The organism is Methanomassiliicoccaceae archaeon DOK, from assembly GCA_009911715.1.
Classification (GTDB): domain Archaea; phylum Thermoplasmatota; class Thermoplasmata; order Methanomassiliicoccales; family Methanomethylophilaceae; genus Methanoprimaticola.
This window is the reverse complement of sequence record CP047880.1, coordinates 250,255-264,097: the sequence shown is the minus strand read 5'-3', so window position 1 is coordinate 264,097 and position 13,843 is coordinate 250,255. Positions and strand designations below refer to the sequence as shown.

16 protein-coding genes and 1 tRNA gene are annotated in these 13,843 nt (G+C 60.9%); 12 read left to right on the top strand and 5 right to left on the bottom strand.

The features are described from left to right. Nucleotide 1: 1 nt before the first annotated feature. From JS82_01335 to JS82_01325, 3 genes are all read right to left on the bottom strand, one after another. Entirely contained in the window at nucleotides 2–1,000 is a 999-nt protein-coding gene (locus JS82_01335) for a 50S ribosomal protein L3 (GenBank protein ID QHK16846.1), read from the bottom strand. Nucleotides 1,001–1,274: 274 nt separating this feature from the next. Beyond that, nucleotides 1,275–1,601 carry a hypothetical protein gene (locus tag JS82_01330; GenBank protein QHK16845.1) on the bottom strand — a complete coding sequence of 109 codons (327 nt, stop codon included), beginning with the start codon at nucleotides 1,599–1,601 and terminating at the stop codon, nucleotides 1,275–1,277. A 4-nt stretch (nucleotides 1,602–1,605) separates the two neighbouring features. After that, nucleotides 1,606–2,598 carry a TIGR01210 family radical SAM protein gene (locus tag JS82_01325; GenBank protein ID QHK18356.1) on the bottom strand — a complete coding sequence of 331 codons (993 nt, stop codon included), beginning with the start codon at nucleotides 2,596–2,598 and terminating at the stop codon, nucleotides 1,606–1,608. Between the two features lie 179 nt (nucleotides 2,599–2,777). On the opposite strand from JS82_01325, the gene JS82_01320 reads away from it, so the two are divergent. Both JS82_01320 and JS82_01315 read left to right on the top strand, forming a co-directional pair. Further along, entirely contained in the window at nucleotides 2,778–4,124 is a 1,347-nt protein-coding gene (locus JS82_01320) for an FAD-dependent oxidoreductase (protein ID QHK16844.1), read from the top strand. A gap of 4 nt (nucleotides 4,125–4,128) precedes the next feature. Further along, on the top strand, nucleotides 4,129–4,923 hold the full coding sequence (locus JS82_01315) for a hypothetical protein (protein ID QHK16843.1): 795 nt from the start codon (nucleotides 4,129–4,131) through the stop codon (nucleotides 4,921–4,923). Nucleotides 4,924–5,001: 78 nt separating this feature from the next. On the opposite strand, the gene JS82_01310 is transcribed toward JS82_01315, so the two are convergent. Beyond that, the gene (locus JS82_01310; protein QHK18355.1) at nucleotides 5,002–5,880 is read right to left on the bottom strand and encodes a GTP cyclohydrolase I FolE2; all 879 of its coding nucleotides are present in this window, start codon (nucleotides 5,878–5,880) and stop codon (nucleotides 5,002–5,004) included. Nucleotides 5,881–5,950: 70 nt separating this feature from the next. Here JS82_01310 and JS82_01305 point away from each other — a divergent pair, with 70 nt between their 5' ends. The 5 genes from JS82_01305 to JS82_01285 all read left to right on the top strand — a co-directional run bounded on the left by JS82_01305 (nucleotide 5,951) and on the right by JS82_01285 (nucleotide 8,798). After that, entirely contained in the window at nucleotides 5,951–6,586 is a 636-nt protein-coding gene (locus JS82_01305) for a ribonuclease HII (GenBank protein QHK16842.1), read from the top strand. Between the two features lie 5 nt (nucleotides 6,587–6,591). Then, on the top strand, nucleotides 6,592–6,924 hold the full coding sequence (locus tag JS82_01300) for an SCP-2 sterol transfer family protein (GenBank protein ID QHK16841.1): 333 nt from the start codon (nucleotides 6,592–6,594) through the stop codon (nucleotides 6,922–6,924). 74 nt (nucleotides 6,925–6,998) lie between these two features. Continuing rightward, nucleotides 6,999–7,076, top strand: a tRNA-Met gene (locus tag JS82_01295). Between the two features lie 61 nt (nucleotides 7,077–7,137). After that, nucleotides 7,138–8,169: an RNA 3'-terminal phosphate cyclase gene (locus JS82_01290; protein ID QHK18354.1), complete on the top strand. Its 1,032-nt coding sequence runs from the start codon at nucleotides 7,138–7,140 to the stop codon at nucleotides 8,167–8,169. Then, nucleotides 8,166–8,798: a diaminohydroxyphosphoribosylaminopyrimidine reductase gene (locus tag JS82_01285; protein QHK16840.1), complete on the top strand. Its 633-nt coding sequence runs from the start codon at nucleotides 8,166–8,168 to the stop codon at nucleotides 8,796–8,798. Before JS82_01290 ends, JS82_01285 begins: the two co-directional genes overlap by 4 nt. 4 nt (nucleotides 8,799–8,802) lie before the next feature. On the opposite strand, the gene JS82_01280 is transcribed toward JS82_01285, so the two are convergent. Further along, nucleotides 8,803–9,501 carry an ArsR family transcriptional regulator gene (locus tag JS82_01280; GenBank protein QHK16839.1) on the bottom strand — a complete coding sequence of 233 codons (699 nt, stop codon included), beginning with the start codon at nucleotides 9,499–9,501 and terminating at the stop codon, nucleotides 8,803–8,805. A 208-nt stretch (nucleotides 9,502–9,709) separates the two neighbouring features. Between JS82_01280 and mtnA the strand changes: the two genes are divergently transcribed. From mtnA to speB, 5 genes are all read left to right on the top strand, one after another. Then, nucleotides 9,710–10,708: an S-methyl-5-thioribose-1-phosphate isomerase gene (mtnA, locus tag JS82_01275; protein QHK16838.1), complete on the top strand. Its 999-nt coding sequence runs from the start codon at nucleotides 9,710–9,712 to the stop codon at nucleotides 10,706–10,708. 1 nt (nucleotide 10,709) lies between these two features. Beyond that, nucleotides 10,710–11,315, top strand: a complete 606-nt coding sequence (locus JS82_01270) for a class II aldolase/adducin family protein (GenBank protein ID QHK16837.1) — start codon at nucleotides 10,710–10,712, stop codon at nucleotides 11,313–11,315. Between the two features lie 4 nt (nucleotides 11,316–11,319). Further along, nucleotides 11,320–12,408, top strand: coding sequence for a ribosomal biogenesis protein (locus tag JS82_01265; protein ID QHK16836.1), 1,089 nt, complete (start codon nucleotides 11,320–11,322; stop codon nucleotides 12,406–12,408). A 174-nt stretch (nucleotides 12,409–12,582) separates the two neighbouring features. After that, nucleotides 12,583–12,966, top strand: a complete 384-nt coding sequence (locus tag JS82_01260) for a translation initiation factor IF-5A (GenBank protein QHK16835.1) — start codon at nucleotides 12,583–12,585, stop codon at nucleotides 12,964–12,966. A gap of 12 nt (nucleotides 12,967–12,978) precedes the next feature. Continuing rightward, nucleotides 12,979–13,842, top strand: coding sequence for an agmatinase (gene speB / locus JS82_01255; GenBank protein QHK16834.1), 864 nt, complete (start codon nucleotides 12,979–12,981; stop codon nucleotides 13,840–13,842). Nucleotide 13,843 lies beyond the last annotated feature (1 nt).

The window sequence follows — 13,843 nt, the reverse complement described above, 5'->3', positions numbered from 1 at the left end:
CTCATGCCCCCTGCTTGGACTCGGTCGAGACGTAGGTGACGTCGACGGCCTCGTTGTCGGCCTTCTTGGGCATCCTGGTGGCGTCCCTGAACCTGATCAGCCTCTTGGTGGGGCCGGGAACGGATCCGTGGACCAGGACGTAGGTGTTCCTGACCTCTCCGTAGTTGAGGAATCCTCCCCTGGGAGTGACTTCGGAACCCTCGGTGCCGACTTTGATGATCTTCTTGTTGAACTCGGTCCTCTGGTGGTATCCCATCTGTCCGGATCCAGGAACTGTGGACCTGACGTATCCGGGCCTCTTGGGTCCGAGGTTACCGATTCCGCGGCGGTGCTTGCTGTTCCTGTGGGACAGGAGCTTGACACCCCAGCGCTTCGTTACACCCTGGAATCCCTTACCCTTGGTGACGGCGATGACGTCGGTGAGGGCGCCCTCGGCGACGAAGTCGGTGAAGTTGACCTCGGTTCCGAGGATCTGCTTGGCGTAGGCGACCCTCTCCTCAATGGTTCCTCCGCCGATCCTGAGCTCCATGAGGTCGGGGACCTTCTTGGGGACTCCGGAGACCATCTTGGGCTGGGTGTAGGCGATGACGCGGACATCCTCGATGTCCAGTCCGTCGTATCTGGCAAAAGTGGCCTCGTCGTGGTTCTTGGGGACGCTCAGGCGCCTCTCCAGGAGGGGGTCCAGGCCTTTGGCCCAGACCTCACCGGCGGTCTTGAGACCGACGATGCTGCTCTCGTAGAACCTGACGGCTGCGATTTTCATGGGGGGTACTTCGACAACGGTCACGGGCACCTGGATCTCCATTCCGGAGGTCGTGCTCTTGGCCCTCTTGTCCACGATGAACGCGTGGGTCATTCCGGCCTTGTAGCCGGCGAAGCCCTGGATCTTGGGTGTTCCGTTGATCTCGGGCCACGAGTCGAGCCTGGGTGTCTGCGACTGTGCTCTCTTCCTAGGGCCGAATGCCCTAGATCCTCTCTTAGGACGTCTCCTTTGCGGCATATTTTACACATACCTGCGAGGGTCTCTTCGCTAACCTCGCGTTTTATCAGACGAACGTCTTAATGCTCCGACCGTGACGCCGTATTCGCCCCCAGAAACCCGAAGGAGACGGGGCAGACATGGGTTGCATTCGCATTGCCCGATGCGTCTGGTCGAACACTATTATGTCCAATCTAAGGGGGTTGTATAGGGGTGTTGTATATAAACCTAACCCCTCGCGCCCTTATAATAAGAAAGGAGGGAAACGGTTTGCCTCGGTTCCGGCGGACTGCCCTCAGAGGGTGCCTTCCTTCGCCTTCTTCTGGGCCCTCTTCATACGAGCCTTCGCGTCGAATCCCGTGGCCTTCTCGGCGAACTCGTTGAGGCGCCTCTTGCTGTCGAGGATGGCCTCGTCGCTGGCGGCGGCGCCCTCCTTGTTGACCGTGGCTATGTCCAGCTTGTCCTTGGCGAGGATCTTGACCTCGATCCTGTCCAGGACGCCGTAGGTGGACACCAGCAGGTCGCCCTCCTTCTTCACGTTGCCGAAGACCTGGGCCATCATCTGCTCGAGCAGGTCGCCCTCGATGTTCTTGAACCAGCCTCTCTTGATGTCGTACTCCACGCTCTCACATCCTTAGAATCAAATCGTTTTCGAAGTCGCGGTCCAGGTCCGCTGGGGACCCCAGGATCCCCTCCGACTCCCTGTACGCCAGCCACTTCTCCCTGCAGCCGCACTCGACGTCCAGGTCCCCGAGGTCCTGCGTGTAGCTGAACCTCTCGACCGCGTCGAGGGCCCTGCGGTCGCACTCGCCGCAGTTGTGAACGCCCCTCGCCGCACCTCCTCCCGAGGGCGACGACATGAGCCTCGAATGCACAGTGCCAGACAGCTGTCTGAACACCTCCATAAGCGACCATATCCAGGGCGACCTGAACTCGCCCCTCTTCCACAGCCGCTCCACGTACGTCCCCCTCTGCACGTTCAGGGGATTGACGGAGATCTCGTCCGAGAACTCGTCGGCGAACCTCGCGGACCTCACTGCGTCCTCTATCGCCATGTCCTCGGTCATGAAGGGGGGCTTGAGCAGCAGATACGTCCTCACCATGAGCCCGTTCTCCTTGATCAGGGTCCCGGCCCTGCGTATGTCCTCAGGGGTGAACCCCTTGTGGACCGAGCGCTCCAGCACATCTGGGTCTGAGCTCTCCAGACCCAGGGCTATGGTGACCGTCTTCGGGACGTCCGCCAGGGACTCCGGCGTTATGAACTCGGGACGGCTCTCGAACAGGATGCGCTCGCAGTCCGAGAACGCCTCGAAGAAGCGTCTCCTGATCTCCGGCGGCACCTCGTTGTCGTCCAGGAAGCTGCCCGATGTGTATATCTTGACGAACGGCTCGCCCTTGTACTTGGACAGCGCCTGTTCGAGCTGCTTCAGAAGGTCGTCCTCGGTCACGTCGGTCAGCGATGCCTCGCGGTAGCCGCACATCGTGCAACCTCCGTGCCTGACCCAGCAGCATCCGTTTGTGCGCAGGATCACGACCATGGCGTCGACCTTGCGACCGTTCGACATGTCGCTCTCCTTCCAAAGTGCCTCCAGCTGGGAAGGCGACCTCTTCTCCTTCATCATGCATCCATTATCCTGGACAGGGATTTAATCCTTCCACCCGCCACACAGGGCCCTCGGTCATGGCAACAAATGTGCCAGATGCCGGGATTCGCGACGTCCGCCCGCTCACGTGCGCGCGCGTCCAATCGTCGCAAGTGTTTTTAGAAAGACGACATACGGGAATGCAGGTAAGCCACATGGCAAGGAGAATTATCGTCATAGGTTCGGGTGCGGCCGGAATGTCCGCCGCCTCGGCAGCCAGAGAGGCATCCTCTGACGCGCAGATCACTGTTTTCACAGAGGACGAGGACATCGCCTATTCGCCCTGCGCCATCCCCTGGGGGATAGAGGGCAGGAGCGGATGGGACGAGATCGTCATGCACACCCCCGAGTTCTACGAGAAGGAGCGCGGGATAAAGGTGCTCACGGGAACGAGGGTCGATTCCGTCGACGGGGACGGCAAGACTGTCACCGCAGGAGGACAGACGTATCCCTACGACTCCCTGGTGATCGCCACGGGAGGCAGGGTGTTCGTCCCGCCCATACCCGGCACCGACCTGGACAACGTCTTCGTCATCAGGACCGTGAGGGACGGAAAGAACATCCAGTCCGCGTTGAAGGACGTCGACAGCGTCGTGATCGGCGGTGCCGGCGTCATAGGCCTCGAGCTCGCGGTCGCCCTGAGGGAGATGGGCAAGGACGTCACGGTCATAGAGATGATGGACCAGGTCATCCCCCGCATCGCCGACAAGGACATGGCCGACGAGATCCAGGAGCACCTCGAGTCCAAGGGCATCAGGTTCGTAATGAAGGCCCCGATCCAGGCTGTGAACGGAGAGGGAAGGGTCAGCAGCGTGACTGCTGCCGGACAGGAGTACCCCTGCGGCCTCATGATATTCGCCACGGGGGTCCGTGCCAACCTCGACATCCCCAAGGCCCTCGGACTGGACGTTGGCCAGCTCAACGCGCTAGTCGCAGCGCCCACCCTCAACGCGTACAGGAGGGGCAGGCTCGTGCCGGACGTATACGTCGCCGGGGACCTCGTCCAGTGCCAGTCCGCCGTCATGCCAGGCGCCACCATGAGCCAGCTCGGCTCCACAGCGGTCAGGCAGGGCCGTGTGGCTGGAAACAACGCCGCGGGAGGGGACAAGATGCTCTTCGGTCCCGTCGCGAGCCCGTGGGTCAGCGTCATCGGCGACAAGCAGATCGCCGGAACAGGGCTGTCCCTCGGACTGGCCTCGTGGTACGGCATCGACACCGTCACCGGGAGCGCATGCGGCCTCACCCGCGCCAGATACTACCCCGGAGGGAAGGAGCTGAGGGTCAAGGTCATCGCCGACAGGACAACCCACAGGATCGTCGGGGCGCAGATCATCGCCGGAGAGGAGGCGACCGGCCGCATAGACTGGCTCACATCCGCCATCGTCAACGGGATGACCGCCGAGGACTTCCTGATGCGCTCCGAGAACGCCTACTGCCCGCCGACGTCCATGGTCAAGGACGTCGTCATATCGGCGGTGGAGGACCTTTGCAGGCACATGTGATACCGTGAAGTACGAGGAGTACAAGGAGCTCTACAACAGCCTCCGCACCGCAGATGACGTCAGGAGGCTTTCGTCGGAGTACGACATGCGCATGCTGGATAGTCTGTTCACCCAGAAGACCACCAGGGAGGTCAAGAAGCGCTTCTACGTCGTGAAGCAGAACTCCGCGAAGATGCTGAAGGAGTGGCGCAAGGGCACGTCCATCATGGGCCTTTCGAAGAAGTACAAGTTCCCCCCGATCCTGACCGCGATGTTCATTTTCCTCGAGGACGGAGCTACCAAGAAGGAGTTCTGGAGCTACATCCGCGACCCCGACCTGCTCGAGTCCGAGGAGACCGCCGACGAGGTCAGGGAGGCTGTGGAACAGGACATCGTCTACTCCCCGGCGGCGAACGACCGCCAGAGGGAGCGCGGACTGTGGGGTGAGGGACTGCTCCATGAATGGCTCGACGGCCAGGGCGTGACCTACAGGACCGAGAACGACCTCAGGGACACCGAGTTCACCAAGACCCCCGACTGCCTCCTCGACCAGCCCGTGGAGTACGAGGGGAAGACCATCTACTGGGTCGAGAGCAAGGCGTCCTTCGGAGACAACACCGAGTTCAGGTTCAACTCCAGGAAGCAGCTCGTCCCCTACACCAAGCTGTTCGGCCCCGGACTCGTCGTCTACTGGGTCGGATGCCTGGACGACCTGGAGTGCCCCGAGGACGTGTACGTCTGCGACATCTCCGTGATGCAGAAGAACCTGAGAAAGTACAGCCCGGAGGAGCTTTCAGAGCTTCCTCCCGCGGCCAGATGACCCTTTTCAAAAAATGAATGGGGGCCGGGGCGTGTCGTCACGCCCCGGGATCCCGATGAGTTTATTCTAGACGTGGCCTCACAGGTTCTCCTGACGGAGCTCCCCGAGCGTCGCCACCCTCTCCGCGAAGGCGTCGTGCTTGTGGATGGACTCCTCGGAGTCGCTGATGACGTCGATGAACACCTCGTCCGGAAGCTCGGTGAACCTCTTGACGATTCTTTCGAGGACGCCCCTGACGACATCCTCGACGAACTTGGTGTTCCTGTGGGCGTTGATGACCACCTGTCCCTCGTCGGGCCTCTTGAGAAGCTCGAACGTGGGGGACGAGAAAGAGTCCTGGGCGATGTCGATGAGCTCGTCGGCCTCGATGGTCACATCCTCGGGCATGGTCATCAGGATCGTGCAGACGTTCCTCTGGTTGTGGGACATGACGGGCATGTCGCCGCTGTACTCCAGCATCTCGGTGACGGTCTGCTGTGCGCAGGGGCACGCCGTCATACCTGTGACCTTGACCCCGACGGTCTTGGTGAGCGGACCGTCGCGGACTATGTGGCCTCCGGCGAGAAGCGTGAACATCTCGAAAGTGTCCTTTCCGAGGGGCGTCTTGCAGCTGCGGAAATACTCCGAAGAGATGCTGACGTCCGCCGTCATGGCGTACTCGTGGTGGACGAGGAGCTTCCTGCATATGTCCGCGGCCATGTCCTCGATGGCGGTGATCGGGTTCCTGAGGCTCTCCTCGACGACCTCGTTGAGGACCTCCACGTTCCTGGACATGTGGGACCCCTTCTGGTCCGCGGGGAGGTCCACGAAGATGTCGATGGAGCAGTTCAGGGCGTTGTTGAGGGTCCCGTCCCTGCCCTCCCTGTGGACGAGCACGGGTTTGCGGACGCCTTTGACGCCTACACGTGTGAGCTTGTATCCGGCATCGCCTCTGCCGTATTGCAAGTCGCATTTCAAAGCCATGGTTCGTCCAAATACGACATCGACTTAAATAAGCTATATCTACAACTGATTCGGTTGATGGGACATGCACTGCGGAGTGGATGAGGCTGGCAGGGGATCGGTCATGGGGCCCCTGGTCGTCGGCGCGGTCTTCATCGAGACAGACGAGCCGCTTACTGCCATCGGGGTCAAGGACTCCAAGAAGCTGACCCCGAGGACCCGCGAGAGGATGTACGACGAGATCACATCGGTGGCGGATTGGAGAACCGTGATCGCCACCGCCGCGGACGTGGACGCCCGCCGCAAGGAGATGTCCCTCAACGATGTCGAGCTGAACATGTTCGCGGAGGCCGTGAAGGGCATGGGGGCCACGGTGTACGCCGACTGCCCCGACGTGAACGAGGCTTCCTTCTCGAGGAGGCTGGGTGCTTTAGTGCCCGATGTGGAAATTATAGCAAAGCATAAAGCGGATGACACCTACCCTGTAGTATCAGCTGCTTCGATCGTGGCCAAGGTCACGAGGGACAGGATGATGGACGACATCCGCGCTGAATTCGGCACGAACATCGGAAGCGGATACCCCAGCGACCATTACACGATGGACTTCATCGCGGCATGGATCAGGGACAACGGAAGGGCGCCCCCGCATGTGAGGTGCTCCTGGGAGCCCGTCAGACAGATGCTGTCCGCAAGAGCTAACACGAAGATCAGCGACTGGTGAAAGACATGAGCATGCAGCAGGAGATCCAGGAAGTCATCGACAGGTTCCACAGGAAGATGGAGAAGGACGAGAACATCAGGAAGGAGATAGAGCCCCTGACCAAAAGCTTCAACCTCGACCTCGGAACCGAGTCCTACAGCCTGAAACTCAAGGACGCCAAGATCTACTACTTCGAGCCCGGACTCCTCGAGGACGCGGACGTGACCGTCACCACCACCCCCGAGAACCTGCAGGGACTCATCGACGGGACGCTCAGGCCCATGCGCGCCTACGTCCTCAAGAAGATCGCCGTGAAGGGCAAGATCGACGATCTGATGTTCCTGAAGAAGCTCTTCTGATACTAAACGGGATGCCTGGCAGAGCCTGCATCCCACATAGTTATTTATACTACCCCTTGTTTAGAGTCGATTACAGCGAGGTGGGGTAGCCAGGATATCCCGTCGGGCTCATAACCCGGAGACCGGTCGTTCAAATCGACCCCTCGCTACCATCTTTTTCATCATCCTCATGGCATTGTTTTTAATCACGTCGCCCATGTACCGACCATGGACATGCTCGAAATCGACGGATCCCGCGGAGAGGGAGGCGGCCAGATGGTCCGCACCACGGTGGCGATGTCCACCGTCACAGGCATCCCGGTCCACCTCACCCGCATCAGGGAGAACAGGCCCACGAACGGACTGTCGAGACAGCATGTTGCCGCGGTCAACGCGGTGGCCCGCATGACGGGGTCCGAGGTCGAGGGCTGCAAGATCGGATCCGGCGACCTCTTCTTCGTCCCGGGTGACGAGCAGATCTACAACATCGATGTCAACATCAGCTCCGCCGGAAGCATCAGTCTCGTCCTGCAGGCGATGCTGCTCGCGGCACGCAACCACACCCAGAGGCTGACCGTCGACATATGCGGGGGCACGAACGTAATGTGGGCCCCGCCCATCGATTACTATCAGACCCTGCTTTTCCCGATGATGAGCCGCATGAACATCGTCGCGGACGCCAAGATCATCGACAGGGGGTTCTATCCCCAGGGGGGCGGACGCGTCATCGCAACACTCGACCCCATCGGCACGATAAAGCCTCTGAACCAGGAGGCCCTCGGGGACCTCGTTGCCGTGAGAGGCGTGTGCTTCTGCCAACGCCTGTCCGACTGGGTCCCGCAGGAGATGATAAAGAGCTGCAAGGAGGCCCTCATGCCCTATGCTGACGTGGAGATCGAGCTCCAGAGGACGGACGGCGGCTCCCAGGGCGCCGGACTGGTTCTCGTCGCGGAGTACGAGAACGGCATGCTGGGGAGCAACGCCCTGTCGTCCAGGGGCCATCCCCCGGACAAGTGCGGGAAGGACGCTGCCGTCGACCTGATAAGGGAGATGGAGAGCGGATCCACGATGGACGTCCACACCGCCGACCAGCTCCTGCCATACATGGCGATGGCGGACGACTGCAGCAGCTTCTCCGTGTCCAGGATCAGCAAGCACCTCCTCAGCCAGATGGACACCCTGGAATCGTTCCTGGACGTCAAGTTCGGCGTCGAGAGGAAGGACAACGTCTACAGGTTCAGCGTCACACCGGGGGCGAGGGAATGAGACCGTTCGTGCATGTCAACTGCGCCATGTCCGCGGACGGGAAGATCGCCGGATGCGACCGCACCCAGGTGGCCATATCGTCCGACGAGGACAAATCCCGTGCGAAGAACCTGCGCAGGAAGTACGACGCCATACTCGTGGGCGTGGGAACGGTCGTCTCGGATGACCCGCACCTGACCCTCAAGGACCTTGACTACGACACCAACCCCATACGCATCGTTCTGGACCCACACGGCAGGACTCCCGACGAGGCGCAGATCCTGGACGAGAGAGCGCCGACCATAATGGTCACCCTCGAGGACTGCGACCGCGAGTGGGACTGCGAGGAGATCATCAGGAAGGGGAAGGACACCATCGACCTGGAGGCCGTCCTGGAGGAGCTTGCAGAGGAGATGGGCATCGAGAACATCCTGGTGGAGGGAGGGGGCCGCACCATAGCTACGTTCTTCAGAGCTGGGCTCGTGGACCGCTACACGGTTTTCGTGGGCGGGCTGATCATTGGCGGCTCCGAGGCTCCCACCCCTTGCGACGGCGACGGATGGGTCATCCCCGGTGGCGTCAGGCTGGAGCTCCGCAACGTCGAGACCCTCGGCAACGGGGCGCTGCTGACTTTCGAGCCCAGACGCTGAAAGATCAGACGATCGTGCTCTTGGCGACGGGCTCCAGGACGAAGCGGAAATAGTTGTAGTCGGAGCCAAAGACCTCGTTGGACACCATATCGTAGGTCCTGCCCGTGGCATCCTCCAGAACCTTGCTGAAGAACCCGGACGCGTAGTAGCCGAGCGACTTGGCAGAATCCTCTGTGAACGGCACGTCGTCTTTTATGATGATGGTCAACGGCTTCAGCGAGAACACGCTGGCATCCCCGAACCCCATCTTCTTGTAGTAGTCGCGAGCGTTGGCGACCGTGTCCTCGATCGTATCGCCGGACAGCAGCCCACCGAGCGCCATGGCGTGGATGGATCCGAGCATCGATGCCATTGGACCGACCGAGAGGCCCATGGCGTCGAATCCGAGGAACATGAACCTGGCGAGAGTGTCGCGCGTCTTAACGGGATCGTCCGCGACGTCCGTCAGGGAGTTGAGCGCCATCGTCATCGCCTCGTCTGAAGGAGGCTTTGAATACGCCAGCATGACCGACACGAGCGAATTGATCTTCCTGCGGCTGTCGTCCGGATCGTCGCGTGCGGCGATGAGACCCTCCGAAACCATCTTGTCCAGATGAACCGACAACGTTGACTGCGCCTTACCCGTGATCTTGGACAGGTCGGTCAGAGAAAGATTCTTGTCCGTCAGCTCGTGAAGTATCCTGCGCCTTACGTCGTTGGACACCTGAACGAGTCCGTTTTTCGTATAGTACAGTTCGAAATCGGTTAGCGGGCCGTCGGTCAATTCAATCGGAGGGATATCCTATTCAGATAATAAAGGGTTCCGCGAAGAAGCTTAGAGCGTCCCGAAGCCAGACCGCATCCGGGACAAACGTCCCGGTGACGTCGCTGTTTTAAAGCTATGGACTGCATGGCCGTGACAAGGTGACATTATGAAAGCCACGATCAATGGTGTGCAGAAGGACATCCGTGCCGTGTGGTTCGAGGACGGTAGGGTGATGATGATCGACCAGAGGAAGCTCCCCGGAGGGATCGTCATCGTCGGTTTCGACGATTACCTCGACGTGGCAGAGGCCATCAGGAACATGACGACGCGCGGAGCGCCGTCCATAGGTGCCACCGCGGCATACGGCATGTGCATCGCCGCTCTGAAGGGCTGCGACCTCGACAAGGCCGCGAAGGACATCAAGGCGGCCAGACCCACGGCATTCGACCTCTTCTACGCCGTCGACTACATGTACGCCAGGCTGAAGGATGGCGCCGACCCCGTGGAGACGGCCGACGGTTACGCCCAGATGATGGTCGACAAGTGCACTGCCATCGGGAAGTACGGGGGGCAGCTGGTGAAGGACGGCATGAAGCTCATGACCCACTGCAACGCGGGCGCCCTGGCGACGGTCGACGTCGGCACGGCCCTGGCGCCCATGAGGGACGCGCACTCCCGCGGTGTGGACTTCTTCGTGTACGTGTCCGAGACCCGTCCCCGCCTCCAGGGCATGCAGCTGACCGCATGGGAGCTGGCGCAGGAGGGCATAGATCACAGGATCATCCCCGACGGCGCCTCGGCATATTACATGAGCCAGGGAGTGGACATGATCATCACCGGTGCCGACAGGATTGCCTCGAACGGCGACTTCGCCAACAAGATCGGCACCTTCGACAAGGCCATCGTGGCCAAGCACTTCGGCATCCCGTTCTTCGTCGCAGCACCGATCTCCACATTCGACCTCTCGATGAAGAGCGGTGACGAGATAGTCATCGAGCAGAGATCCCAGGAGGAGGTCACGATGATGAACGGCGTCAGGATCGCTCCGGAGAAGTCGCAGGCTCTCAACCCCGCGTTCGACGTCACCCCCGCGGAGCTCGTCACCGGCTTCATCACCGAGAAGGGGATACTCAGACCCGACGAGATACACCTGATGAGGGACTGAGATGAACGAGAGATACGCCAGGGAGCAGCTGGCGGACTTCTGCAGGATGCTCTACGACAGGAGCCTGACCGTATCCGCGGGAGGCAACATGAGCGTGCGCATCAACGAGAGGGAGGTCATAATAACCCCGTCCGGCAGGAACAAGGGTCTCCTGGAGCCCGAGGACATGGTGAAGGTGTCCATCGACGGGGAAGTACTCTCGGAGGGGAAGCCGTCCATCGAGCACAGGTTCCATCTGGCTCTGTACAGGATGAACCCGGAAACCGGGGCCGTCGTCCACTGCCATCCGCTCAACTGCGTCGCGTTGGCCGTCAGGAACGAACCGATCAGATGCAACCTCACGCCCGAGGGCGCGATGCTGCTGGGACACGTCCCCATGATCGCCTACTACACACCCGGCTCGCAGGAGCTGGTAGACGCGGTGGCCGCAGAAGGGCACGCGAAGGCGATGCTCATGGAGAGGCACGGCGCACTCACCCAGGGCAGAACGCTCGAGGAGGCGTACAATAGGATGGAGGAACTCGAGTTCCAGGCGAGGCTCCAGCTCATGGTCGGAGACGCACAGGACCTCCCTGCGGACGAGGTCGAGAAGCTGTCCAGGATGTGATCCCGTGACGATACTCGTGACCAAATGGTTCGGGGTGTTCCTCTGCGACGAGAAGTCCGGGAAGATCCTGGACAAGCGCCTGATGCCGAAGGACCCGCATGCGGTGGCCGAGAAGCTTGCTTCGGTCCAGAGGGGATCCCTCCTCGACGAGGAGCGCGAGCTGGCCGCCACCGTCGACGGCAAACTGGCCGTCGCCGACCGCAGACAGTCGGAGCTCGGCAAGCCCGAGATGTTCGATTCCTCGTCCATCACGCCGGAGAGGTTCGGCTACGACGGGGAGTTCATGCACGAGGTCATGATCGGCCTGGGGAAGCTGAGGACGTCCGAGCCCATCCCACGCGACAGAAGCCTCGTCCAGGCCATCAGGAGCCTGGACGACCAGATAGCGACCATCAACCTCTACAACGAGAGGCTCCACGAGTGGTACGGCATGCACTTCCCGGAGCTCGCCGACTACGCTCGCGACGCCAGATACGCCCAGCTCATCGCAATGAACGGCGAGAGGGAGGGCGTCATCGAGGAACTGGGGATAGAGATCGAATCGATAGGGGCCGACATGGACCCGGCGGACATCGGAGCAATCAGGGACCTGGCCGACACGCTCAGCCGCCTGTATGACGACAAGGAGAGGACAGAGGAGTACATCCAGGGCATCGTCGAGGAGACCTGCCCCAACATGTGCGCCGTTCTCGGGGCCCCGCTGGCGGCCAGGATAGTGTCCCTCGCAGGAGGTCTGGAGAGGCTGGCATCGCTGCCGTCGTCCACCGTCCAGCTGCTGGGCGCGGAGAAAGCCATGTTCAGGCACCTCAAGTCCGGGAAGAAGGGGCCCAAGCACGGTGTGATATACCAGCATCCCGAGGTCCACAGGTCGCCGTACTGGCAGCGCGGCAAGATCGCGCGCGCCCTCGCCGGCAAGGTCCTGATAGCCGCGAAGATCGACCAGTACCACGGAGATTTCGCCGGCGACAGACTCAACGACGAGTTCATGAGACGCGTGGAGGACATCAAGAGGCGCTACCCGGACCCCCCTAAGAAGCCCCAGAAGTCCAAGAAGGCCCGCAGAGGCAAGGGCGGCAGAGGCCGCCAGCACTGATGCTGGCACAGTCCTGCGACGGGCTTCTTCGATTAAATTAATATAATTAAGGGGCCGATGGGGTTGCCAGATAGCATGAGGTCTGCAACTGAGTTCGACCTGCGCATCAACACTTCCCTCGGGGGAGTGAACTTCCGGCCGTGAGTGTCGGGAATACATCCAATAAAGAAGGTAGTGCCTATGTGGGAGATGAAAGAGATCAGAGAGCTGAAAGAGGGAAGGTACGTCAACGTCGACGACGAACCCTGCAAAATCATCAAGATCACGACTTCCAAGCCCGGAAAGCATGGATCCGCCAAGGCGAACATCGACGCCGTCAGCATCTTCACCGGAGCCAAGAAGTCCATCGTGGGACCCGTGAGCACCAAGGTGCAGGTCCCCATGATCGACAAGAGGAAGGGTCAGGTCCTTTCCATCACGGGCAACGAGGCCCTCATCATGGACCTCGAGACCTTCGAGCAGATCCCCATCGAGATCAACCCCGACCACGAGCAGCCCGTCGAGGAGGGAGCCGAGCTCCTGTACATCGTCGCGATGGGCAGATACAAGATCATGTGAGGTCTGAAACCAATGTCGTACGGGATAGGCTACGCCGGTGCCGAAGCTGACTACAACGACGCGGATGTCGTCATCTTCGGCATCCCGTACGACCACACCGCCTGCTTCAAGGCAGGCGCCAGGGAGGCCCCGACCGCCATTAGGCGGGCCTCCTACAATTTTGAGGAGATCCATTTCGAGCATGGGATCCACCAGCCCCATCTCGAGGTCTGCGACTACGGCAACTGCGATGACTTCGTCCTCCCCGAGGACATGTTCGCGGAGGTCGACTTCGCCGTGGGTCCAGCGATAAGGGACGGCAAGTTCACGATTGCCATCGGAGGAGAGCACTCCGTCAACATCCCCATCATCAGGAACTTCGAGAAGGACGACATCGCGCTCATCTCGATAGACGCCCATCTCGACTCCAGAGACGAGTACCTCGGGACACCCAACAGCCACGCCTGCATAACCCGCAGGGCTGCCGAGCACCTCGGGCTGGAGAACGTCTTCGTCCTGGGCGCCAGGGCGATAGGGGAGGAGGAACTGGACAGGGACGATGTGGTTCCGTTCATAAGCTCCTACGACATCATGGACAGAGGCATCGAGTGGGCCATCGGCAAGGCCCTCGAAAGCATCAAGAACGAGCGCATCTACCTGACTCTGGACATCGATGGAATCGATCCCGCCTATGCGCCGGGCACCGGCACACCGGAACCGTTCGGGCTCATGCCCATGGATGTGAAGAAGGTCATCAACGCCATCGGTGACAGACTCGCCGGGTTCGACGTCGTCGAGGTGTGTCCCCCCGCCGACCCCGCAGGGATCACATCCATTCTCGCCGCGAGGTACATCAACGAGGTCATGGCGGTCCACGCCAAGAACCTCAGGAACTGAG